Annotated in this window: 1 protein-coding gene; it reads right to left on the reverse strand. The window is 76.0% G+C overall.

The window, feature by feature from the left end; genetic code table 11:
• A partial coding sequence (locus AC2W7J_RS18395) for a ComEC/Rec2 family competence protein (protein ID WP_485984227.1) occupies window positions 1-1018 on the reverse strand: 1018 nt, incomplete at its 3' end.
• Window positions 1019-1051: the final 33 nt, after the last annotated feature.

Consider the following 1051-nt stretch of genomic DNA (forward strand, 5'->3'; position numbering starts at 1 on the left):
GGACGAGCCCGTCCCCCTGCCCCGACGTCGCAGGCGACGAGCCGCCACCCCGGCGGCGGCCAGGCGAGGCTGCGGGAGGCACCGCACCGACGGCGACCACGACGACGAGGGCGATCGCCACGAGCGGGCTGCCCCGCGAGTGCCGGATCGCCCAGGGCCCACCGAGGACGACCACCCCGGTGACGAGCGCGAGCAGGACCGCGCCGGGCGGACCATCGGGCCACGGCATCGCCCCGCCGGGGACGTCCGCGCTCACCCGGGCGGTCCACGCGATGGCCAGGGCGAAGGGGGCGCCGCACCAGGCGACGAGCCCCGCCAGCGCTCCGCTCACGACGGCCACGAGGGCGGCGGTGACGCCCAGGACCGTGGCCGGTGCGACGAAGGGGGCCGCCACGAGGTTGGCGACGACGGCAACAAGACTCACGTTGCCCTGCAGCAGGACGACGACCGGTCCGCAGACGAGCTGCGCCGCGACCGGGATCGCCACGGCCGGGCCGACGAGGTGGAGACGGCGCGGGAGGTGAGCGTTGATCGCTGCCGACCACGGCCGGACGAAGAGCAGCAGCCCCAGCGTCGCGAGTGTCGACAGGACGAAGCCGTAGGAGCGTGCGAGCCATGGGTCGAGCGCGAGCAGCGCGAGGACCGCGCAGCACAGCGCGGGGGTGCCCGCGCCGCGCCGGTCGGTGCTCATGCCGAGCAGCCCGATCGCCCCCATGGTCGCCGCCCGGATGACGCTCGGCTCGGGCCGGGCGAGCACGACGAAGAAGGCCAGCCCGACCCCCGCGACCCAGGGTCGCCAGCGGCGCGGCAGGCCGAGCAGTCGACCCACACCGACGAGGGCCGCGAGGACGACCGCGACGTTGGACCCGCTCACCGCCGACAGGTGCGACATGCCGGTGACGAGCATGTCGTCGGTGAGCTCCTGCGGCGTCATCGAAGTGTCACCGATGACGAGCGCGGGCAGCAGTCCGCGGGCGTCGCCGGGCAGTGGGTCGACGGCCTGCCGCAGGCCGTTCACGCAGGTGCTCCGCGGCCCGCCCGCACGGGGCCG

Source organism: Janibacter sp. CFPM2_SD2, assembly GCF_057364645.1.